General features: G+C 32.8%; 5 protein-coding genes. 1 reads left to right on the top strand and 4 read right to left on the bottom strand.

Annotated features, from left to right (window positions below; all coding sequences use genetic code 11):
- The first annotated feature begins 149 nt into the window (after positions 1 to 149).
- Complete coding sequence (hisS, locus tag DIS18_RS14345; protein WP_109353778.1) at positions 150 to 1802, top strand: histidine--tRNA ligase; 1653 nt, start codon at positions 150 to 152, stop codon at positions 1800 to 1802.
- Positions 1803 to 1895: 93 nt separating this feature from the next.
- Here hisS and DIS18_RS14340 read toward each other — a convergent pair whose 3' ends face one another.
- The 4 genes from DIS18_RS14340 to DIS18_RS14325 all read right to left on the bottom strand — a co-directional run.
- Entirely contained in the window at positions 1896 to 5108 is a 3213-nt protein-coding gene (locus DIS18_RS14340; RefSeq protein ID WP_109353777.1) for a LamG-like jellyroll fold domain-containing protein, read from the bottom strand.
- Positions 5109 to 5258: 150 nt separating this feature from the next.
- Complete coding sequence (locus DIS18_RS14335) at positions 5259 to 8468, bottom strand: LamG-like jellyroll fold domain-containing protein (RefSeq protein ID WP_109353776.1); 3210 nt, start codon at positions 8466 to 8468, stop codon at positions 5259 to 5261.
- A gap of 183 nt (positions 8469 to 8651) precedes the next feature.
- Positions 8652 to 16445: a choice-of-anchor D domain-containing protein gene (locus DIS18_RS14330; RefSeq protein WP_109353775.1), complete on the bottom strand. Its 7794-nt coding sequence runs from the start codon at positions 16443 to 16445 to the stop codon at positions 8652 to 8654.
- A 216-nt stretch (positions 16446 to 16661) separates the two neighbouring features.
- Positions 16662 to 17271: T9SS type A sorting domain-containing protein (locus DIS18_RS14325; RefSeq protein ID WP_146191839.1), on the bottom strand; the 610-nt coding region annotated here is incomplete at its 5' end.

Raw genomic sequence — 17271 nt, 5'->3', positions numbered from 1 at the left:
TACATTGTACTATATTATTAATATAAACTTTTATTTTTGTCATTCCGCACTTGATGCGGAATCCACTTTTAATTACGATGTCGCACAGAGTCTTTCGACTGCGCTCAAGATAAACTAAAGTCGAAGTGCTTATAAACTAAAAATATTACATGGCTCAAAAACCATCAATACCAAAAGGAACCAGAGATTTTAATCCTGAACAAGTCGCAAAACGAAACTATATTTTTAATACCATTCGTGGTGCTTTTGAAACTTTTGGATTTCAACCTATTGAAACACCTAGTTTTGAAAACTCGGATACGTTGATGGGGAAATATGGTGATGAAGGGGATAGACTGATTTTTAAGATTTTGAATTCTGGAGATTATTTCGACAAGATTAAAAATGGAATTTTATCTGCAATTAGAATAGGAGAGATGTTTTATCTGGAACTTTCTAAAGACGAAATTAATAGTATTGATTGGCTTCGTAGAGAATCTAGAAATCAGATTGTTCAAAATTTTTTAAAGGTTAGTAAACATGGAGGAAAGAATAGTATAAAAAATCTACCTCCTGATGATGTATTGGATTACATTATTTCTACAATCCATGGTAATTATAGAAATCTAGAGTCTTCACCAAGTGATGATGAACGTCAAAAAGTATTCGCAGATATATATGCTAATACTTTCTTAAATATTAAATCGAATAGCATAACGCCGTCAATTTCAGAAAAAGCCCTTCGTTACGATTTAACCGTGCCTTTTGCTCGTTACGTAGTACAACACCAAAACGAAATTGAATTTCCGTTTAAACGCTACCAAATACAACCAGTTTGGAGAGCTGATAGACCACAAAAGGGCCGTTTTAGAGAGTTTTTTCAATGTGATGCGGATGTAGTTGGAAGCAAATCGCTTTGGCAAGAGGTGGAGTTTATTCAATTATATGATACTGTTTTTTCAGCTTTAAAACTAGACGGTGTTACTATTAAAATAAATAATAGAAAAATACTTTCTGGTATTGCTGAAGTTATTGGTGCTTCTGATAAATTAATTGATTTTACGGTTGCCTTAGATAAACTTGATAAAATAGGAGAGGAGAAGGTAAAAGAAGAAATGCTTTCTAAAGGAATTTCTGAAGATGGAATTTCTAAACTACAGCCTTTATTTACATTGTCCGGGGCTTTTGAATCTCAAATTGAAAGTTTAAAAGGAATTTTATCCTCTTCGCAAGAAGGTCTAAAAGGTATAGAAGAGTTAAGTTTTATAAACAATGCTATTTCTGCATTAGGCTTATCAACATCTACATTGCAGTTGGACGTTACGTTGGCGCGCGGACTAAATTATTACACAGGTGCTATTTTTGAAGTATCTGCTCCAGAAACTGTAAAAATGGGTTCTATTGGTGGCGGTGGTCGTTATGATGACTTAACTGGTATTTTCGGAATGAAAAATGTAAGTGGCGTTGGGATTAGCTTTGGTTTGGATCGTATTTACTTAGTGCTTGAAGAATTAGGTTTATTTCCAGAAACAGTTACCAAAAATGTTGAAGTTCTTTTTATAAACTTTGGAGATAATGAAGCTTTATTTAGTTTAAAAGCCATTAAGCAATTGCGTTTACAAGGTATTAATGCCGAATTGTATCCTGATACTGCAAAAATGAAAAAACAAATGAATCATGCTAACAAGCGTCAAATTCCATTTGTAGTTTTAGTTGGAGACCAAGAAATAGAATCGAATACGTATACTCTGAAAAATATGATTTCTGGTGAACAAGATAAAGTTTCGCTAGAAACACTAATGTCTAAAATAAAGAAGTCCTGAAGGTCAGTTCAGGACTTGAAATAAGTTAATTATAAAGAAAGGTTTTGGTTGTTGTGACTAACTTCAAATAATTCAATTAATAGATTAACTTATTTATTTTATTAATACCTTTTTTGAAATCATTCCAAATTCAGTTTCTATTTTAAGAATATAATTACCAGTTTTAATTTGGTTAGCCTTGTATTCTATATGATTATTATTCGTGTTAGTTTGAAACTTGAATAAGGTTTGACCTAGTATATTAAACATTTCTACTGATTCTATTAATTTTGAAGCAGGATTGTTTATTACTATACTATTTTTTTCATTTGAAAAATAAACTTCTATTTGTTTATCTTCATTTTCTTCAGTGCTTAATGATGTTTGGTTTTTTGAAAAAGTTAACTCAAAACGATTTAAATATTGTCCAGACGTAAGATAGGTTTCGTATTTGCCTCCTCTTAAATCATGATAGATATTTAAATCTTTATCATGTAAATAGATCTCTAAATCATTAGGCGTGTTTTCTAATTTATCAATTACAATACTATTTAATCCATCCGTTTTGGTATGTATTCCTAATGGAATAATGGTTTGATCATTAATTTCATTTGTACCTTGAATAGTGAATTTTTCATTATTAATCATCCAATACATATCATCTACTTGGGTATCAATATATTTGGCATCGTACCCCCAATCATAATTCATAGTAGCGTTTTCATCTACCGTAATTAAAATTTGTCTGTGAAGTGTATTTACGGAGTTAAATCCTATTCTTAATTTCATTCTAGTATCATTACTTGTAGTAGTTTTACTAGCTTTAGTTTTTTTAGTGTTTGAAGACCTAGTGAACACAGAATTACTACCATCTTCTTTTTGAAATACACGCTGTGCATTATTAAATTTTATTGTACCACCAGTTTCAGCTGTAACGAAAAAACCTTGAGATACTGGTATATAACGCCCTGGTGTTTTTGTTGGCGTACCACCAGTTGCTACATCTGGATCTGTAGATCCTTTTGATGCTACAGGCACTCCGCCAGCCAAAGAATAAGTAGCATAACCACCTTGATATTCAGTTAAAACATGAGAACCTCCACCCCAGTGTTCCCAGAAGTATAATGTTCCATTTGTAGAACCTGGACCATCAATTGTTGCACCATTGTCTAAAATAAATTGAACGGCATCAATAGCTGAAGGATAAGGGTTTCCTACTAAATAATCATTACCAGAACTAATAGTTAAATTAATATCTCCGTTGTTAGGTTTTCCATTAAAAATATAGTTTTGAGTGTCTGAAATGTTCCCGTTTCCAGGACCTTTCATAGTAAAACCTTCTCCTACGAGCATGGTTCCGTTACTTCTAACATGTTGCCATGAAGCATAACTATCACTTATTCTATTACTATATTTCCATATCCAATAATCAGATACTGCTACAGGTGTATGAGTTCCATCATAACCTGAGCTTAAAAAACCAACGTTAGTTATTATATTAGGTATTTTGTAACTATTGTTATTTGTAGAGTTATTTGATGCTCCAACAGGTGATGACCAGTAGTTATATGTGTAAGTATCAGCAGTACCTTGTTGGTCTCTTTCAAGAACTCCAGCACTAGTTGCGTCTAAAGTACTTTCTTCTTCTTGTATAAGTTGTGATTCTCCTTCTAAATCAATTTCACCATCAAGTTTTATATACCAAGAATTAAATAGTCCAGAATCTCCATTCACTTCTAATTTACTTCCGCTATCTATAATTAATCCAACTGTTTTTCTATCAGAATCAATTTCCATATTTCCTTTAATTTGGATAATGGCACATTCTGGTGGGGTACTGTGAATATCCCATACATCTCCATGAACCCAATTGCTTGAATTGTCCCAATCTCCGCTACATGATTCTGTTGTAACGTACGGAAGAGGTGCTGTATATTCTTGATAGGTTCTCATGTTATTAAGATGTCCATCAATATTATTGTTAGATTCGTCTGGCGTATATCCAGTATCTATAATTCCCATTTTATAGTAAAGCTCTAAATCGCTCCATGCTAAACCTTCAATGTCTTTTGGAATAATAGTTCCTCTTACATTTCCTGAATTATTTTCAATTTCTTGATTTACCTGTCTGTGTAATTGATTTGTAGTAAGTGCTTTATTGTAAACGCGACATTCATAAATATCGCCTTCAAAATAATTATTATCTAATTGGGTATTTCTACCTATTTCAAAATCATGATCAGAGTTCCAAGTTGCTAAATTATTAAGCGTAGTACCTACTATTGATGCATTAGAATAGCTATAAACATTTTTACCGTTTAAATAAAGGTTTAAAGTACCAGAATTACCATCGTATTTAGCAGTTGCATGGTACCATATATTTTCACTTAATAATGTTGCAGGAAGTGCTGAAGTGTATATGCTTAAATCATTATCTGTTCTTACGAAAGCTCTTAGGTATTTATTAGAATCAACAAAAAGTCTGAAATTTCGCTGTCCCATTATCTCTCCGCCATCAGTTCCGCTGTCTAGTTTTATCCAAGACATCATAGTTATTTCTGATTTTCCTCCTAAAAAAGCAGGTCTATCCACATAATCGTTAACGCCATCAAAATCTAAAGTTTGAGGAATACAAAAACTAAAGTTACCTAATCCAGAACCATGAACAAAGTAGTCTGTACAGGTTGAACAATTTTGCCATAAAAAGGTAACACTTGTTATATAGTCTGGGTCTAAAAAATTAATACCAACCATAGCATCTGTACCAGCTACTGATGCACCATTAGCATCCACAACACCTGTTGCATTATTTGAAGTGTAAGATGGGGTAGCAGAATTTGTAAATGTTGGATAAATAGTACCACCTGAAGTAGTTGTTGCACTAATAGTATACATGTCTCCATGTCCTCCTCCTGCATTTACGTGCAATAAATCAAATGAAAGTGCGTAAATAGGCGAGCTAAATGTAATTGTACATGTGATTCCCGTGGATGAAAACCCACTTGTATAAAGATCTAGATATTCAGTTGTTGATCCGCTTGCGGATGTACCTACTTTTGGTGTTTGTCCGCCCCAATTACCTAAAGAAGCTGTTTCACCAGTAAAAGTTACTGTAAAATCTATTCCAGATCCATCTACATCAGTAAAAGTATTAGTTAAAGCTCCTGCAGCTAACCAATCAAACTCATTTGACATACTAGGACTAGTAGACCAATCTAAAGTAAAGTTCTCTCCACAACTAGGAGGACTATGTAATTGTGCAGCACTTTTTAATGTAAAAAGTATAGAACACAATACCATAAAACTTGTTATAGTAGTATTTTTCATAAATAGGTTATTTAGTTTTGGGGACTAAATGTTTTTTATTTCTTGGCTAATATACATAATTTTTTAAAATCATCGATTAAATGATTAAAAAATCAGTTGAAATACTATTTTTATTTAATTTTTTATCCCTAAGATAGTTTTAACTGTATTTTATTTTGATTTTATTAATACTTTCTTTGAAATATTTCCAAACTCTGTTTCAATTTTTAGTATGTAATTACCAGCCTTTATTTGGTTAGCATTATATTCAATATGATTATCATTGGTGTTGGTTTGAAATTTAAAAAGCGTTTGCCCTAAAATATTAAACATTTCTACGGATTCAATTAATTTTGAGGCAGGATTGTTTATTACAATGCTATTCTTTTCATTAGAAAAATAAACTTCAATTTGTTTGTTTTCATTTTCCTCTGTATCCAAAGTCATATTGCTGTTGGAAAAAACAATTTCAAAACGATCTATATAATGACCAGCAACAAGATATACTTCGTATTTATCTTGAGTTAAGTTTTTATATATGTTTAACTCTTTATCATGTAGATAGATGTTAAAACCATCTGGTGTATTTTCTAATTCGTCAATTTTTATACTATTAAAACCATCAGTTTTTGTATGTATTCCAAGAGGTATAACAGTTTCTTCGTCAATTTTATTAATACCTTGAATGATAAATTTTTGATTATTAATTAGCCAATACATATCATCAATTTGAGTATCTATATATTTTGAGTCGTATCCCCAATCATAACCTAGTGATGCATTTTCATCTACAGTAATTAGTAGTTGTCTCTGTAATGTATTCACAGAATTAAATCCTATTCTTAATTTCATTCTAGGGTCATTACCTTTGGATGCGTTGTTGTTTGTTTTGTCTCCTTTAAGATAAGCTGTATCTGTATTCTCTTCAATATGGAATACGCGTTGTGCATTGTTAAAATTAATAATTCCGTTGGTTTCTGCAGTAGTATAAAACCCTTGCCCAGTTGGAATATATCTACTTGGGACATCATCAGCAGTTCCTCCAGTAGACATAGCATCATTACTTAAACTATTTGATGCAGCAGGAACTCCGCCAGACAGTGAATAAGTGGCATAACCTCCTTGGTATTCACTGGCTATATGAGAGCCACCACCCCAATGTTTCCAGAAGTAAAGTGTACCATTTGTGGCTCCTCCTGTTTCAGAATTTGTCGATTTATTATCTTCAATAAATTTAATGGCATCAATTGCAGAAGGGTATGGATTACCTATTAAGTAGTCATTACCAGCAAATACTCTTAAATTAATATCACCATTATTTGGTTTTCCTTGAAGTGTGTAATTTTGTTCATCATGAATAGTACCAGTTCCAGGACCTTTCATTGTAAAACCTTCACCAACTATAATTTCTCCTGAACTTCTAACATGTTGCCATGATGAATAATCATCACTTAAGTTATTAGTGAATTTCCATATCCAATAATCAGCAATTGATAAAGGAACTGAAACACCATCATGACCGGTTGGTAAAAAATTTACGTTAGTAAATATATCTTTTACTGTATAGTTGTTATTGGAAGTTGAATTACTTATTTTACTGACTGGAGATGACCAATAATTATAGGTGAATTTATCAGCTGTTCCTTTTAAATCTTTTTCTAAAATTCCAGAACTGTTATCATCTAATGTGCTTTTTTCTGTTTGAATTAATTGTGAGTCATCATCTAAATCTAATGTACCATCTAGTTTTAAGTACCATGAATTATATAATGCAGAATTTTGATTTACTTTAAGCGTAGCACCATTATCTATTATAAGACCAGAAATATTTAAATCATCAGAGACTTCTAGGTTACCTTTTACCTGTATAATTGAGTAATCTGGAATTTTACTACTAATATCCCAAACATTACCATAAAGCCAATTATCAGAATTGGTTATACTTCCATTACATGTAGTGGTAGATACATAGGGTAGAGGTGCAGTAAAATCTTGATTTTCTTGGAATATGGACATATTATGCAACTTACCATGTGCATTAGCATCAGATAAGTCTGGAACAAAACCAGTATCAACATTTTTCATTTTGTAATATAGAATTAAATCACTCCATAACAGGTCCTCAATGTCTTTTGGTACTATTGTTCCTTTTACTTTACCATTATAATTTTCAATTTCTTGGTTTATTTGCTGGTGTAATTGATTTAAACTTAAAGCTTTATTAAATACTTTGCATTCATAAATCGAACCTTCAAAATAATTGTTTTTAAATTCTGTGTTTCTACCAATTTCAAAATCATAATTTGAATTCCATTCGTCAGTATCAATAATAGAGGAACCAATCAATGCATTATCAGAATAATTCCAAATACTATTTCCGTTTGAATATAGATTTAAAGTTCCTGTATTACTATCAAAGCTAAGAGCTAAGTGATACCAAAGGTTATCTTTTAAAATTATATCTGACAAATCAGGAGAGTTAATCTCAGTACCATTGTTAGTTTTTAAAAATGCATATAAGCGTTTATATGAATCTACATACATTCTAAAATTGCGTTGTCCAATAATATCGCCACCATCAAAATTTTCATCTAGTTTAACCCAAGACATCATTGTTACTTCAGTTTTACCACCAAGGAAAGTATCTCGACTTATAAAATCGTCAACACCATCAAAATCTAAAGTTTGTGGTGTACAAAAACTGATATTACCAATACCTGTAGCATGAAGTTCGTTAGCTGTACATGTATCACAATTTCCCCATAAAAAGGAAATACTTTTTATATGATTGTCATCAACATAATTTACACCAACTATTGAGTTTGTGCCAGAGGTTAAATTAGCCACGGCATTAACAATTCCTGTATTATTATTTGAAGTATAAGTAGGAGAAGTTGAATTTGTAAATTCTGGATAAATGGTGTTTCCATTTTTGTCTTTACCTGTAAATGTATATTTATCTCCTTTGGAGTTGGTTACATTTACATGATGAATATCAAATGATAATGCATAAATGGGTTTACTAAAAGTAATAGTACAAGTAATGCCTTCTTCTGAAAAACCATTAGTTAATAAATCAATGCCTTTGTATAAGTAACTAGATTGTGTTCCTACTTTTGGTGTTTGTCCAGACCAATAACCAAGGCTACTTGTTTCGCCTGTAAATTCAATAGTAATATCAATTCCTGAATTATCGACATTCATATAGGTGTTTGAGAGTGTTCCTGGTTGCCAGTATTGATCCTCACTAACTCTACTTGTAGTCCAATTTAAATCAAAATTTTGTCCGCATACTGGAGTAGTGTGCAGTTGAGCGTAGGTTTTTAGGCTACTAAAACAGAGAGAGCATACTATAATTATAGTAATAGCAAAATTCTTCATAAGTGGTGTTTAGTTTGGGGCTAAATATCTGATTTATGAAATATTTATATTTAGATAGCTAATATAGTGTTTTTTATTAAAAACATCGATAAAATGTTTAAAAAACCAGATTAAGTGTTATTTTCATACAAAAGCCCTAAACATTTGTTTAGGGCTTTTGTATGAAAACTGTAAGCTTTTTTATTAATCTATTAGTACTTTTTTCGAAATAGTACTATTTTCAGTTTTTAGTGTAATTATGTATACACCTGAATTCATTTTATTCGTTTTAAATTCAAGGTAACTTTCGTTATTGATACCATCATTTAAATTGAAAACCGATTGGCTTAAAATATTATGTAGTTCTATAGTCTGTATATTTATCAATTTAGGATTGTTTACAATAATGCTTTCTTTTTCATTTGAAAAGTAAACTTGTAAATCTAAATCCTCTTGATTTTCAGTGCTTAAAGAAGCATTGTTTGAAAAAGTAATTTCAAATCGGTCAGTATACTCTCCAGGAGTCAATACTACACTATATTTACTGTCTCTCAAGTTATGATATATGTTAAGCTCGTTATCATGCAAATAAATATTTTTGTTTGCATCAATGTTTTCTAAATTATCAATGCCTACTAAAGCTAATCCTTCTTTTGCAATTTTCATACTAAAAGGAATTTTTCTATCTGCATTAAAATCCTCAAAAGCTTGAATGATTAGTTTCGCATCTTGCAAATTCCAATACATATCCTCTTTATTACTTTCAATGAGTGTTGCTTCATAACCTAAATCAAAATCATCAGATGCGTTTTCATCCACACCTACTAATAATTGACGATGGTACCCATCTGGAGAATCAAACATTAATCTTATTTTTTCTCTAGTATCAGCATCATTTCTTGAAGCTACAGTATTCTGTTTTTTACCAGATTTATGGAAAACAGAACCTGTATTACTACCCGTAACTATTTCCTTTTGAAAAGCTCTTTGACTATTTCTAAATAAAATATTTCCTCCAATAATTGGTTGAGCTAAACCAGCTACACCACCATCATCAACTGCAGAGACAAAGAATCCTTGTCCAACAGCTATATATCTTTCTGGTTGTTTAGTACCAGATATGTAAGTTGCATTAATCCTTGCATCAGTAGAAATTGCTACTGTTCCACCTAATAGTGTATATACAGCATAACCACCTTGATAATCACTTAATACATGACTATTTATTGAGAAGTGATCCCAGAAATATAATGCCCCATTAATTACATTATTAGCATTATTTCCTCCATCTGCAGCACTTATATTATCTAAGATAAATTGATTTGCATCTAAAGCTGAAGGGTATGGGTTACCAACTAAATACTCATTATCTACAGTAATTGATAGACTAAAGTCTCCATTATTTGGTTGCCCTTGCATGATATAATTTTGATTTGATGTTAAAGTACCAGGTCCTTTCATTGTAAATCCTTCTCCAACAGATAAAGATCCTGTGCTTCTAACATGTTGCCATTGCGAATATTGATCATTAGCTCTATCAGAATATTTCCATATCCAATAATCAGCATTTTGAACTGGTGAAGCTGTTCCGTCATAACCAGATGTTAGGAAACCAACATTGCTTATTACATTAGCAACTGTATGGTTAGCATTACTAGTAGGAGCAACAGGAGAACACCAATAATTGTATAAGTAAGTGTTTGAGTATCCTTGTTGGTCTCTTTCTAAAGTTCCAGAACTACTAGTGTCAAAATCACTTTGGTTTGTTTGTACTAATTGCGATTCTCCTTCTAAATCAAGAGTGCCATCAATTTTTAAATAATGCGTAACCGTTAAACCAATACCTGTATTTAATGCAGTACTACCATTAACTTGTAAATCACCACTATTAATAATTAATCCTTGAACAGAAGAGTCTCTAGTTCTAACAGCTGTAGATGAAGCACCTAAATAAGTATCATGATTTATTTCAACAATGTTCCAATCAATGGGTGTTGTACCATCAATTATTGATAATGAGTTTGGTAAGGTTTGTACTGTATTATTTAACCAAGTAGCATCAGCATCCCACGAACCTGCACCTTGAGTTTGGTAAGGCAGAGGAGCTGTTTGATAATCTACTGTATTTAAATTTCTTAAAGCACCTTGATTACCATTTCCAGACATATCATCTGTGTTAGTATAAGTGTAAACAGACATTGGATAATAGGCTTCTAAATTACTCCATGGAATGGCACTTATTTCATTATTAGTTATGGTTGTTGGTATAACACTTCCTCGTATTTGTGCTATAATATTATTATCTGGATCTGGGAAATGTGTAATTTCAGATAATTCTTGATTCATAATATACCTTAATTGAGATGGAGTTAGGGCAATATTCCATACCCTTACTTCATCAATATTTCCAGCAAAATAAGCAGTAGTATTAGGGTCGTAACCATCCGCAGCTGCAATTAATGCTTTTCTTGATGTTGCTACTGGTGCAGCCAATGAAGATGCAGAAGTATCTGCTACACCATCAATATATAAAGTTGCTGTACCACCAGAATATATAACGGCAGTTTGATGCCATTCATTTTCAGGTATAGCTACTGAAGATGTTAGAGTTACTGCACCACCATTCCAAGACATTTCTAATCTTCCAGAACCGTTTATTCTGAAATCATAACCCTCGGTAAATGCAGCATCTCTTTTTGAAAATATAGAAGCATTTGTGGTACCTGCGTCTCTTTTAACCCAAGCAGAAATAGTAAAAGCACTTGTGTTTAAATCTAGGTTGTTTTCTATATCAATATAGTCAACAGTTCCATCAAAATAAACAGAGCGTTCTCTAATAATTTGTGGCGCATAACCAAATGTTATGTATTTTGTACTATTGAAGTTATAATCTGTTTCTAAGTTTCCACTTCCATCTGGAGTCATTACTCTATAGTCTGCTGTAGGATCAAAAATACCATTATCAGATATAAACATGTAGTAATTACCAGGAGGTGTAATATTTCTAATAGCACTTTGAGGTATTCTAACTTTACAAGAAGGAATATCACCTCCAGTTTCAACTACTTTCCATATACGTTGCATTGCTGTAAATGTAACAGGTGTAGTTAAGCCAGAAATTCCAGAACTCATATCAACACTTATAGTAGTTGCTGCAAGGTTTATGTCAATACCATTATTACCCCACACTAAATATTCTCTATCATTAAATGTTGTTGCGTTTCCATCTATATTAGCTTTATTAGTGTCATAAATATCAGTAAGACCTATTGTAAGAAATCCACTAGTTGGTCCAGATCCATCACTAAATTTATTTTCACTAGCCGATTGTGTTTGTAATAATTCTGTATCATCATCTCTACCAATACCTGCTATATCATAATTATACCCGCTATTAGCAGATGTATCCCATATTACATTACCTTGAGTATCTATATAATCTACATCATTTAATCTATCTGTTGTTGCACTACCACTTGCGTGTAACGTAACACCATTTTTTAAAGCTAAATAAGATTGAATTTTTTGTTGCCCTAAGGTTGAATTGTCTGATTTATAACTAATAACCTCAGTAATTTTTCCATCAACATAAGCATCAACATTTCCGTTTAATGAAAACCTTCCTACTCCTAAATAATATTGTTGATTTAAAAACTCGTAGAAATTTAAATCTACAGGAGTTCCTTGTGTTTGTGCTGTTGTATTATCTATTCTTTTACCGTTTTTATAAATTTCGGTACCAGTATGAGTAGCGTTCGATTTTACATTATAAATAATAACTTCATCAGTATAACTTTCTGTTGTACTTGTAAATGCTCTTCCCCATCCTTTTACAGTAGGTGTATTTGTTGGTACTGAACTAGACATGTGTGCAACAACTTCATTTGCAAATCTTGCAGAAATGTTACATAAGCCTAAACCTGTTCCATCTACTTGTGCAGACTCTTCTGAAACTCTACCAGCTAAAGGAACTTGTCTATTTGTACCTAAATAATCAATAGTATTATTAGACTTTATAACAACAAAGTAATCTTGAGCATTATAACCACCTTTACCTCTCATGTATTCGGTGTTCGACCTGTCAAATTCAATAACAGGGTTATAATTTATATTGTCGGTAGAATTATCTCTAAATGAAGGACTATTGGCAGTTAATCCATCAGCATCATTATCTAAAGCACTGTCTGACCAAGTATTGATATCAGCCCCGTCAGTTGATGTACCCCATTGAGAAGTAGCCTTTAGCCATAGTTTTAAATCTGAATTCATAGACCCAGGTCCTACAATTGGATCAGAAAATGCTACTATAGGGTCGGCGTAGATTAAAATGTTATCTACTGCTGCACCATCATCATTAGTTCCATCTCCATCTGATGCAAAAACAAATCGTACTTGTATTTCAGCTGAATCATCCAGAGTAGCAGGTAAAGTTATACTTGCAGTTTGAAAATAGTTAGCTATAGCCTGTGTCGTTGTGGTATCTCCAGTCCATCCATCAGAACCTGCAGATATTGCATCAACAATACCAGCACCATCATACCAATATGTACCACTACCTGATGCACCAAGAATTGTCCATGAAGACCAAATTCCTAATGTTCTTTTTCTGTATTCTACAATCATACCATCATCGTCATCTGCTTCCATATTAAAGCGTACATCGGCACTAAATAACATGTTGTAGTATCCTGAAGTAGAAATAATAGGGCTTTCAATTGTAGTATATGCGTTATTTGAATAATCATTATAGCTATTTGTATACCAGTAGCTTCCTTCTCCTATTTCTGATACTGTAGTTAATCCAGTTCCATAGGCCCAATTAGTTGAAGACCCTGTAGAAGCTGTCCATCCACCATTATTTTCATCAAAGTTTTCGTAGTAAATAGTGTGTTCTGGTAAAGGTAATGCGGCTACAACACCGGTACCTTGAATATCAAAATTGTATGGATTTTCATCACTATCATCATTTGCAATGCTAATAGTTGCAGTTCTTAATCCAGCTGCACTAGGATTAAATGTAATATTAAATGTTGTGCTACTACCTGCAGTAATTGTATTAGAAGGAATAGCAGTTACAGAGAAATCTGCTGCATGTGTTCCAGAAATAATGACATAAGGAGAAACACCAATTAAATTTAAGGTTGTTATTCCTGTATTATTTATTGTAAAAGTATTTGTAGCAGATGCTAGTGTATTTACATTACCAAAATCGGTGTCATCAGTTGTAGCTGGTGTTGTGTCTCCATCAGCAATAATAGTGGCGTTACCCTCAATATCTATTTCAGGACTACCAACAATACCTGTACCTTGTATATTAAAGGTATATGGGTTCTCATCACTATCATCATTAGCTATAGATAAACTAGCAGTTCTTAATCCAAGCGCACTTGGGTTAAAAGTAATATTGAAAGTTGTGCTACCACCTCCAGCAATAGAATTACCAGGAATAGCTGTTACAGAGAAATCTGCTGCATGAGCTCCAGATATAGTTACATAAGGAGATGCTCCGGTTAAATTTATTGTACCTGCACCAACATTTTGAACGGTAAATGTATTTACAATTGTTCCTGCTGCAATATCCGTACTACCAAAGTCAGTATCATCAGCTGTTGATGGAGTAATATCTCCATTTAAAATTGTAGTTGAGTTGCCTTGAATATTTATCTCTGGAGTAGCTCCAGATCCTTGTATGTTAAAGTTATACGGGTTTTCATCACTATCATTGTTAGCAATAGTTAAAGTAGCTGTTCTTAAACCAATAGCACTAGGAGTAAAAGTTATATCGAAAGTTGTATTACCTCCACCAGTAATAGAATTACCTGGAATGGCAGTTACAGAAAAATCTGCTGCATGAGTTCCGGTAATAGTTACATAAGGAGATGCTCCAGTTAAGTTAAGAGTACCAGTACCTGTATTTTCAATAGTAAATGTATTTATAACATTTCCTGCAACTAATACACTACCAAAGTCTGTGTCATCTGCAGCAGCAGGAGTAACGTCACCATCAACTATAGTAGTTGCATTACCAAGTATGTTGATTTCATGAGTTGTTCCTGTACCTTGAATATTAAAGTTATAAGGATCCTCATCACTATCATCATTAGCTATAGTTAAAGTAGCGGTTCTTAAGCCTACTGCACTTGGATTAAATGTAATATCAAAAGTTGTAGATCCACTAGCAGCAATAGAATTTGAAGGATTAGCGGTTACAGTAAAATCAGCGGCATGTGTTCCTGAAACAACTACGTAAGGTGATGCCCCAGTTAAACTTAAAGTACCAGTACCAGTGTTTTCAATTGTAAAAGTATTTACAACTGTACCGACAGCAATGTCTGCATTTCCAAAGTCTGTATCATCAGCAACTGCAGGTGTTGTGTCTCCATCTATAATGTTATTACCATTACCAGTAATGTTTATTTCTGGAAAAGGAACAGATGCAATTCCTTGAATTAAAATTTCATCAAATGCAGCTCCAACATCAGTTGCAGATCCATCCGAACCGAATATAAATCTAAATTGTACTTGTGCGTTTCCATCAAAACCAGCATTAAAAGCACTTAAATCCATATTTCTATTAATCCAGCCAGAACTATCACCAGACCAACCAACAGCATTATTGTTAATTCCATCAACATCAGCATCATTATACCAATTACCTCCAACTACGCCTAAGTCTGCCCAAGTTGTTCCATTATTTAGAGAATATTCAACTTGCATGCCATCCCAAGCAGCTTCAGTATTGTACCAAGCACTAAAATCAAAAGTAATATTAGTATATCCTACAGTACTAATTGTTGGACTAGTTACAGTAATAAATGTATTGTTATTGTAATTAGTGGTATATACTTGTGTGTAAAAATAGTTGCCAGTTGCTCCAGCTGTATGTGCAGCATTTGTTCCATTAACCCAAGCACCAGTTCCAGCACCTGTTGATGTAGGAGTCCAGCCTCCAGGACCAGAAGTGAAATCTTCAAAATATATAGCAGAAATACCAGAACCTTGGATGTCAAAGTTATAAGGGTTTTCATCGCTATCATCATTGGCAATACTAACAGTAGCAGTTCTTAAACCCGCTGCGCTAGGATTGAATGTAATTGTAAATGTTGTACTTCCACTTGCTGTAATTGGTGTAGATGGGTTAGCAGTTAATGTGAAATCCCCTGCATGTGCCCCAGTTATACTTACATAAGGGGAACCTCCTGTTAGATTTAAATTGGCGCCTCCAGTATTTTGTATTGTGAATGTATTGGCATTAGTTCCAGCTGTAACATCTACATTTCCAAAATCTGTATCGTCTATTCCAGATGGAGTAGTATCGCCATCTACGATGTTTGTTGCATTACCTTGTATGTTTATTTCTGGTTGCGGAGAAATACCTTGAATTAGTATTTCATCAAATGCGACACCAATATCTGTTACAGATCCATCAGACCCAAATATAAACCTAAATCGTACTTGAGCGTTTCCGTTAAAACCAGCGTTAAAAGCACTTAAATCCATATTTCTATTAATCCATCCAAAACTATCACCAGACCAGCCATCAGCGTTGTTATTAATTCCGTCAACATCGTTGTCATTATACCAGTTACCTCCAACAACACCTAAATCTGCCCATGTGGCTCCATTATTTAGGGAATATTCAACTTGCATGCCATCCCAGTTAGCTTCTGTATTATACCATGCATCAAAATCAAAAGTAATATTGGTATAGCCTACAGTACTAATTGTTGGACTTGTAACAATGATATAAGTATTACTATTATAATTAGTGGTGTACCTATTTGAATAGAAGTAGTTTCCAGTTGCTCCACCGGAATGTGCAGCATTTGTACCATTAATCCAAGCACCAGTACCTGAACCAGTTGAACTTACTGTCCATCCACCTGTGCCAGAAGTAAAGCTTTCAGAATAAATTGTTGATTGCGAAAACGCATGAGAGGAAAATAGAATACCTACTACAAGTATACTAGACCTTAATAAAAAAGTAATTTTTTTCATAAGAGGTTAAATTTTAGTTTGGGACTAATTATTTAAGCCTCAAATGTAAAATATAACTCCATGAAATACAAAAATAATCGATGAAATGCATATTTAATATGTAACTATTTGATATTTAGAATATTAAATATTTAAATTTTTGTAGTATTTTTTCTATATTTAATAGAAAAAGGGTTGAAAATAGATTCAACCCTTTTTAATTATTTTTTGGTTTGATTAATTTTTAATCAATCGTTTGTAAGTAGCATTTCCTGATTTTGAATTAATGATTTTGAATAAATAAGGCGCTTGCTCTAATTTATCTAAATCCTCAACAGTTATTTTACTATTGATACTTGAGTATTTTCTATCAATAACAAGTCTACCGTTTAAATCAAAGACTTTGATATTAAACTCACTATTAGCTAAACTCAAAGGAAGTTGAATTGTAATACTATCCTTGAACGGGTTAGGAATAACTGATATTCTCTCAAAACTTGATTCTTCAGTATCTAAAGTTGTTTGATCTGAACCATCACAATCTTGATCAATACCATCATTAATTACTTCTGGTGCTCCAGGGTAAATAGTATCATCACTATCATCACAATCAGTAACAGGTAACACAGTTGTTGTATAACCTACTCCAGGTGAATCACAAGACATTGTAGTTGAGTCAGCATAATTATCATTATCTGCATCTAAATACCATGTAGATTGTGGTGTTACAGTTAAGTTCAGTACATCATCAGCAGTACAACCATCATTAGTGATAGTAAGTGCAGATTGATTAGTTGTATAACTAGCACCGTTAGCAGCCCACACATAAGTTTCCCCAGAACAAATA

It is taken from the genome of Algibacter marinivivus, from assembly GCF_003143755.1.
Classification (GTDB): domain Bacteria; phylum Bacteroidota; class Bacteroidia; order Flavobacteriales; family Flavobacteriaceae; genus Algibacter_B; species Algibacter_B marinivivus.
This window is presented reverse-complemented; position numbering and strand designations above follow the sequence as displayed.

Coding starts and splice junctions, on each gene's coding strand:
- hisS (WP_109353778.1), top strand. CDS start 150: ATGGCTCAAAAACCATCAATACCAAAAGGAACCAGAGATTTTAATCCT.
- DIS18_RS14340 (WP_109353777.1), bottom strand. CDS start 5,108: ATGAAAAATACTACTATAACAAGTTTTATGGTATTGTGTTCTATACTT.
- DIS18_RS14335 (WP_109353776.1), bottom strand. CDS start 8,468: ATGAAGAATTTTGCTATTACTATAATTATAGTATGCTCTCTCTGTTTT.
- DIS18_RS14330 (WP_109353775.1), bottom strand. CDS start 16,445: ATGAAAAAAATTACTTTTTTATTAAGGTCTAGTATACTTGTAGTAGGT.